A 6,605-nucleotide genomic window follows, 5' to 3' on the forward strand; every position below is an offset into this window, starting at 1 on the left:
CTTGTCGGCATCGTCGCATTGCTGGAAGTCGTCTTCATCATCGTCTGGTCGCGGATCGCGCGGAAGGCCGGCCAGATGACGGCGCTTGCTGCGGGTACCATCATCTATGCCGTGTTCCTCAGTCTTCTCGGTTTTGCCTCAGAGCCGTGGCACCTCTATGCGCTCACCTTGCTTGCGGGCATGGGAGCGTCGGCGATCATCAGCATTCCGATCACTTATCTGCAGGATCTGATCGCCGACCGGCCGGGGCTCGGCAGTGCACTGATCTCCGTCAATATCTTTGCCAGCGCCGGGATCGGCGCGCTGGTCTTTGCCGCCGGCACCTACGTGACAGGTTATTCGGGAACCGCGATCCTGAGCGCCGTCACCGGATTGGCGGGGATAGCGATCATCGGCCTCTTGCATAGAGGCAAAGCCCGCTAAAGCGCGATCTTTCAGATTCGCTTGTCGCGCTTGGGGTCTTTGTTTTTACGCATGTCGTTGTCGCAAAACCGCTGCACAGTTTTGCGCGACATGCTTAGTCCAGGGACGTGACGAAGAATGTGGCTTTCATCGGTGTTCGTCTTGTGACAAGGGTGACGCACCATTTCTTTGAAGGCGACATGAAGGCAATTTCCGGCACGAATCTCGAGCAGGCCAAGTCTCACAACCGGCGTGTGGTGATCGAGGCTGTCCGCACGAACGGTCCCTTGTCGCGCGCAGCGATCGCCCGGATGACGGCGCTGACGGCCCAGACCGTGTCGAATATCGTCGAGGAACTGGAGAGATCGCACCTTCTCGTCCCGTCCGAGGCGCAGAAGCTGGCGCGCGGCCAGCCGATCATTCCCTACACCATCAATCCGCGCGGCGCCTATTCGATCGGCCTCGAACTTGGCCGCCAGCGCGCCAGCGGGGTCCTGACGGATCTCTCCGGCGCGGTTTGCGCCCGCATCGAGCGCCATGTCGAACATCCAGATCCGCAACGTGCCATGCCGGCTCTTCAGTCCATCGTCGAGGATCTTCAGCAGGCCTTCGTTTTCGATCGGAACCGGCTGCTCGGCGTCGGGATGGCCCTGCCCGGCCGCTATGCCGATGGCGGCACCACCTCTCTCAGCCCGCTGAACCTGCCCGGCTGGCAGGGTTTTCCTGTCGGGCATGAGCTGGAACAGCGGGTTAAGGTGCCGGTGCTCGTCGAAAACGATGCGACGGCAGCAGCGATCGGCGAGCGTCTTCACGGCGTCGCCCGCGGTTTGGGCAGCTTCGTCTATCTCTTCCTCGCCGGCGGAGGCGGCATCGGCGCCGGAATGTTCCTCGATGGTCACCTCTACAAGGGTAGCCGCAACAATGCCGGTGAGATCGGCCATATCATCGTCGAACCGCAAGGCAAGCTCTGCAGCTGCGGCAAGCGCGGCTGTCTGGATCGCTACATCTCGCTGACGGTCGCCTACGAATTCATGGGCATTGCCAACGCCGAGGAGCTTTCGCCTGATGATCTCGATGCGCTGATCGCCAGGGGTGGCGAAGGTCTCGACGCCTGGCTGGATCAGGCCGTCCAGCCGCTGCGGCAGACCGTCGACTTTCTGGAACTGGCCTTCGATCCGCAGACCATCGTGCTTGGAGGCAGCATTTCGACATCGCTGATGCGGCGGCTTGCCGAGCGGCTGGAGCCGTTGCACACCCCGATCGACCCCAACCAGAAGCGGACATTGCCCCGCGTCATGATCGGTATGACCGGCAAGGATACGGCGATCCTCGGCGCCGCCGCCCTGCCGATCTTTTCCGAAACCAATCCGCGCTTCGACGTTCTTCAAAAGCCGCTCGGCTAGAGCAATTCCAGCAAAAGTGCGTAGCGGTTTTGCGTCCGGAATTGCGTGAAAACAAAGAGATAGAGCATTTTCGTGATTCGGAGAAAAACGGAAAGGCTCTAGTACATCTCGTCACGGGAGATTGCCGAGGCCGGCCCCTCATCCGCCTGCCGGCAGCCTCGCATCTGCTTGCGGCGGGCGACGGGCGAGAGGTCGCGCAAAGATGACCACGTTCCCGAGAAGCGTCAGCGCCAGGCCGATCAGGCCCAGGCCGCTCCAGTGGTAGCCCTCGAAGACCGTCGACAACGAAAGGGCGACGATCGGGAACAGGACGGTGGCATAGGCAGCGCGTGAAGAGCCGATGYGGGACACCAGCATGAGGTAGGTGGTGAAGCCAACCACCGATCCGATCGCCGCGAGATAGAGCAGGGCGGCAAGATAGGTGATGTTAGGCGGCGCCACGATCGGCGTTTGCGTCACGGCAATCAGGAAGAGGAGGACGACCGCGCCATAGGTCATGCCCCAGGCATTGGCGGTCAGCGGTGAGATTCCGGCCGCGCTGTTTCGACGCGATGCCATATTGCCCAGGGAGAAGAACAGCGTGCCAAGCGCTGCGAGCCCGATCCCTTTCAACGTGCCCATATCGAAATCGACGACAACGTCTTGTCCGAAAAGCAGGAGAAGGCCGGTTGCTCCGAGCGCGGCTGCGAGAAGCGTGCGGCCTGTTATGCGGTCGCCGAAGAAGAGGCGCGCATTGACGGCATTGTAGATCGTTGCGAGTGAGAAGATCACGGAGATTAGCCCGGACGGGATAGAGGCGGCGGCGTTGTAGAAACAGATGAAATTGAGGCTGAACAGGCAGAGCGCCTGCGCAAGGATGAAGGGTTGATCGCGCAAGGCAGGGAGCTTGAGCCGCCGCATGACAGCCAGGATGGCGACGAGGATCACTGCTGCGACCGCAAATCTGTAAAAGACCGAGACCAAGACCGGCACGGGACCGACCTGCATCGCAATGGCGATCCAGGTCGTCCCCCATATGAGGACGGTTGCGATGAAGAGAGCGGCATTTGCCATGGAGTGATCCTCGTTTTCCCGACCAATAGGCGAACCGTGAGCACGCCTCTTGCAGATTCTTGCTATCAAATCGATTTGCCCGGACTTCCGGCTCGCCATGCGGGTCGTCCGCCGGTATTGTTCGCGCGGCATGGTCAGGTGTGGGGAAGAATTGGTGAAATATAGTCACCCCTCGGTTTTCGGGTTTTTGTCAGCATCTCCCACTGCGCGGATGTCACAGTCCATGGATTTGGGGTTCGGGCGATCAGCTGCCATCTGGAGCAATGCACACGACAGGATGAGCTATCAGCGGCCGAACGGTCATACGTTCAGTCTTTATCTCAAAGGCGGCGCCGGAACGCGTCGTCTAGATGGCAGCCCCGCCGCGCGCGGCCGTCCGGGAGTGCTGTGCATCATGCCACAGGAGCACTCGTCCGAATGGGAAATCACCGACTTCTCCCAATTCGTCCATCTGTATGTTCCCGACGACCAGATGCGGCGGATGTTTGCGGAGACGTTTGACCGCGATGCTCGGCTCATGGCTCTTCCCGAAGTGACCTTCGCAGATGCACCCGCCTTAGCGCGCACGCTTTGGCAGATGACGCAAGCGATGGTGGCRGGCGGTCATCTGCAGGCTGAAGAAGCGATGGCACAGACGATCAACGATTTCTTCGTCGATCCTCGTTATGGAGGGATGCGTCCCTGCGCGATCAGCGGCGGGCTCGCTCCTCATGTGCGGCGCCGGAGTCTGGAGTATATCGAGGCCCATCTCGGTGAGACAATCCGATTGCAGGATCTGGCGGCGATCGGGCAGCTCAGCGCCTTTCATTTTCAGCGGATGTTCCGGGCAAGTTATGGTGTGTCCCCACATGGCTGGGTGGCTCACCGGCGTGTCGAGCGCGCCAAATCGATGTTATCAGGCATGGACCCAATAGCGCAGATCGCTTCGGCCTGCGGCTTCAGCAGCCAGAGCCACATGACACGGGCATTTAAGTTGGGCACAGGCGTCACACCCTCTGCCTATCGGCAACGACAGTGAAGCCCCTTCGCTCGACCGCCCATCTCTTTTCCGAAACCAATCCGCGCTTCGGCGCCCTGCAAAAGCCGCTCGGCTAAACCGAGGGCTGTTCGGCCTTCCCGGGACTCACTTCACCGCGATGACGACCTTGCCCTTAACGCGGCCTGTCTCCACATAGTCCAGCGCCTCGTTGGTCTTCTCGAATTGGAAGGACCGGTCGATGACGGGGCGGATGGCGCCCGCCTCGATCAGCGAAGTGATCTTGCCGAGTTGCGCGCCGTTTGCCGTCATGAAGAGGAAGGAATAGCCGACCCCCCGGCGTTTCGATTTCCGCCGGATGCCCAAACTCAAGAAGCGCATGACCTGCCGCAGCAGCCAGCCAAAGCCGTTTTCCCTGGCGAAATCGGGATCGGGCGGACCTGATATCGAGATCAGCTTGCCGCCGGGCTTCAGGACGGCGAGCGATTTCTCCAGCGTATCCTTGCCGAGGCTGTTCAGCACAACGTCATAGCCCTTCAGCACCTTTTCGAAGTCGTCCTTCTTGTAGTCGACCACCACGTCGGCGCCTAGGCTTTTCACCAGATCAATATTTGCCGTGCTCACGGTCRTCGCCACATGGGCGCCGAGATGTTTGGCAAGCTGGATCGCAATGGTGCCGACGCCGCCGGAGCCCGCATGGATCAGCACCCTCTGCCCCTTCTGCAGCTTGGCACGCTCGACCAGCGCCTGCCATGCGGTCAACGCCACAAGTGGAATGGATGCGGCCTCTTCCATGCTGAGATTGGCGGGTTTCAACGCGACATCGCCAGCGTCGACGGCGATATACTCGGCGAAGGTGCCGATGCGATCCTGGCCGGGACGCGCATACACCGCGTCGCCGGGTTTGAACTGCCGGACATTGGCGCCCACCCGGACCACGACACCAGCAACATCATTGCCGAGCACCAATGGAAGCCGGTAAGGCAGGATCAGCTTGAACTCTCCGTCCCGGATCTTGGCATCCAGCGGGTTCACGCTGGCGGCATGGATCTCGACCATGACGTCATTCTCGCGCAGCTGCGGTTCAGGGCTCTGGCCGAGCCTGAGGGCGCCRCCCTTCTTGTAGCGATCGATCAGGAATGCTTTCATGGGACGAACTTTCGTTTCTGTGGTGTGCCGGAAATGCGGTAAGGCAGGCTCAACCGGGAAGTTTGTTGAATTTCCGGAGGCTCTTGTCGACGAAGGACTCGGGCAGGAAGCGGCGGATGAAGCGGACCTGTCCTGCCGCCTTTCCGGCAGTATAGCGTCTCTTGGGCGATGGCGCATTGGCGGCCCTGACGACGGTTGCGGCGACCACCTCGGGCGCATCTCCTTTTGAGACGATCTCGCGCATCAGCTTCTCCGCAACGGCGCGCACCGCATCATAGACGGCAAGCGGCCGGTCGGGGCGCGTGATGTTCTCTTCGAACGAGGTGCGGGTGATACCCGGTTCGACGAGCACGACGCGGATGCCCTGTGTGCGCACTTCATGGTCGAGGGATTCCGAATAACCTTCGATCGCGTGTTTGGTCGCTGCGTAGAGTGCGTTGAAGGGCGCCGGGATCAGCCCAAGGATCGAGCTCAGGTTGACGATCCGGCCGCTACGCTGCCGCCGCATCACCGGCAGTACTGCATTGGTCATGCGCATCGTGCCGAAGACGTTGACGTCGAATACGGCTTTGGCCTGCGCCGTCGTCGATTCCTCGGCGCCGCCGAGCAGGCCGATCCCGGCATTGTTGACCAGAAGATCGATCCGTCCCGTGCGCTTCAGAATCTCGTCGACGACGCTCTGCACGGATTGATCGTCGATGACGTCGCAGACCAGCATGGTGATCCCATCGGCGGTGTCGGCCATCGGCTTTCGGCTGGTGCCGAACACCCGGTAACCGTCGCGCCGCAGCGCCTTCGCCGTCACCAGCCCGATGCCGGAGGAAGCCCCGGTGACCAGGGCAATGCCGCGTTCTCTCTTGCTCATTGACGTCTGCCTTCGTTTTTGTCGTGGAACATCCATGCGCAGTCTGTTACTATCAAATCGATAGTAATTCACTACTAAAAAGATATCGACATGAAGAATCTTTCGGAACAACCCTGCCTGATCGCCCGCAGCCTGGCGCTCGTCGGCGATGCGTGGAGCATGCTGATCATGCGCGACGCCCATGCGGGGCTGACCCGCTTCGATGAATTTCGCAAAAGCCTCGGCATCGTCCCGACAATGCTGACGGGGCGGCTGTCATCGCTGACCGAGGAAGGATTGCTGGAAAAGCGTCGCTATTCCGAGCGTCCGCCGCGCGACGAATATGTGCTGACGGAAGCCGGCCGCGACTTTCTGCCGGTGCTGTTTGCGATCGGCGCCTGGGGCCGCAAGTACCGCGGTGGCGGCGACGTCACCCGTTTCTTCGACACCGAGACTGGTACGGAAATCGATCCCGTCACCATCGACCGCGCGACCGGCGCGCCGATTGGAACACGTTCTATTCGTATCGCGGCACCCGAATGCGCCGTCCCGCCGCAGAATAGCAGGACTGATGACGCCTAGGACGGATCGACATTCATCGGAGCGAGATCATTGCGGCCCAACGGCGGAACCGAACATAGACCGAATTCCACTTTCCATACCGCTCGTGCATATCCCGCCACGGACAACCAACACGCAAGACATGGAGCATTGCGTTAAAAAAGCGACGGTTGTCATGGGAGGGCCGAGACTTGCGACCACGCTCGGTCGGCAACAG

At 60.9% G+C, this 6,605-nt stretch carries 7 protein-coding genes and 1 pseudogene; 4 read left to right on the top strand and 4 right to left on the bottom strand.

The features are described from left to right. Positions 1-423: MFS transporter (locus AC1D1Z_RS32265; protein WP_477852906.1), on the top strand; the 423-nt coding region annotated here is incomplete at its 5' end. 179 nt (positions 424-602) lie between these two features. Further along, positions 603-1,805 (top strand): ROK family transcriptional regulator, encoded by a 1,203-nt coding sequence (locus AC1D1Z_RS32270; protein WP_477852907.1) that lies wholly within the window; start codon positions 603-605, stop codon positions 1,803-1,805. Positions 1,806-1,943: 138 nt separating this feature from the next. Here AC1D1Z_RS32270 and AC1D1Z_RS32275 read toward each other — a convergent pair whose 3' ends face one another. Continuing rightward, positions 1,944-2,858 carry a DMT family transporter gene (locus AC1D1Z_RS32275; protein ID WP_477852909.1) on the bottom strand — a complete coding sequence of 305 codons (915 nt, stop codon included), beginning with the start codon at positions 2,856-2,858 and terminating at the stop codon, positions 1,944-1,946. Between the two features lie 154 nt (positions 2,859-3,012). Here AC1D1Z_RS32275 and AC1D1Z_RS32280 point away from each other — a divergent pair, with 154 nt between their 5' ends. After that, a complete protein-coding gene (locus tag AC1D1Z_RS32280) occupies positions 3,013-3,876 on the top strand; it encodes a helix-turn-helix domain-containing protein (protein ID WP_477852914.1) in 864 nt (287 codons plus the stop codon). A gap of 105 nt (positions 3,877-3,981) precedes the next feature. On the opposite strand, the gene AC1D1Z_RS32285 is transcribed toward AC1D1Z_RS32280, so the two are convergent. Both AC1D1Z_RS32285 and AC1D1Z_RS32290 read right to left on the bottom strand, forming a co-directional pair. Next, on the bottom strand, positions 3,982-4,983 hold the full coding sequence (locus AC1D1Z_RS32285) for an NADP-dependent oxidoreductase (RefSeq protein ID WP_477852911.1): 1,002 nt from the start codon (positions 4,981-4,983) through the stop codon (positions 3,982-3,984). A 49-nt stretch (positions 4,984-5,032) separates the two neighbouring features. Beyond that, a complete protein-coding gene (locus AC1D1Z_RS32290) occupies positions 5,033-5,848 on the bottom strand; it encodes an oxidoreductase (protein WP_065277738.1) in 816 nt (271 codons plus the stop codon). A gap of 90 nt (positions 5,849-5,938) precedes the next feature. Here AC1D1Z_RS32290 and AC1D1Z_RS32295 point away from each other — a divergent pair, with 90 nt between their 5' ends. Next, entirely contained in the window at positions 5,939-6,409 is a 471-nt protein-coding gene (locus AC1D1Z_RS32295) for a winged helix-turn-helix transcriptional regulator (RefSeq protein ID WP_334546519.1), read from the top strand. A 34-nt stretch (positions 6,410-6,443) separates the two neighbouring features. On the opposite strand, the pseudogene AC1D1Z_RS32300 reads toward AC1D1Z_RS32295, so the two are convergent. After that, a pseudogene (locus AC1D1Z_RS32300) lies at positions 6,444-6,605 on the bottom strand (transposase); the annotation flags it as partial.

The organism is Rhizobium sp. P1_E1 (assembly GCF_056406015.1).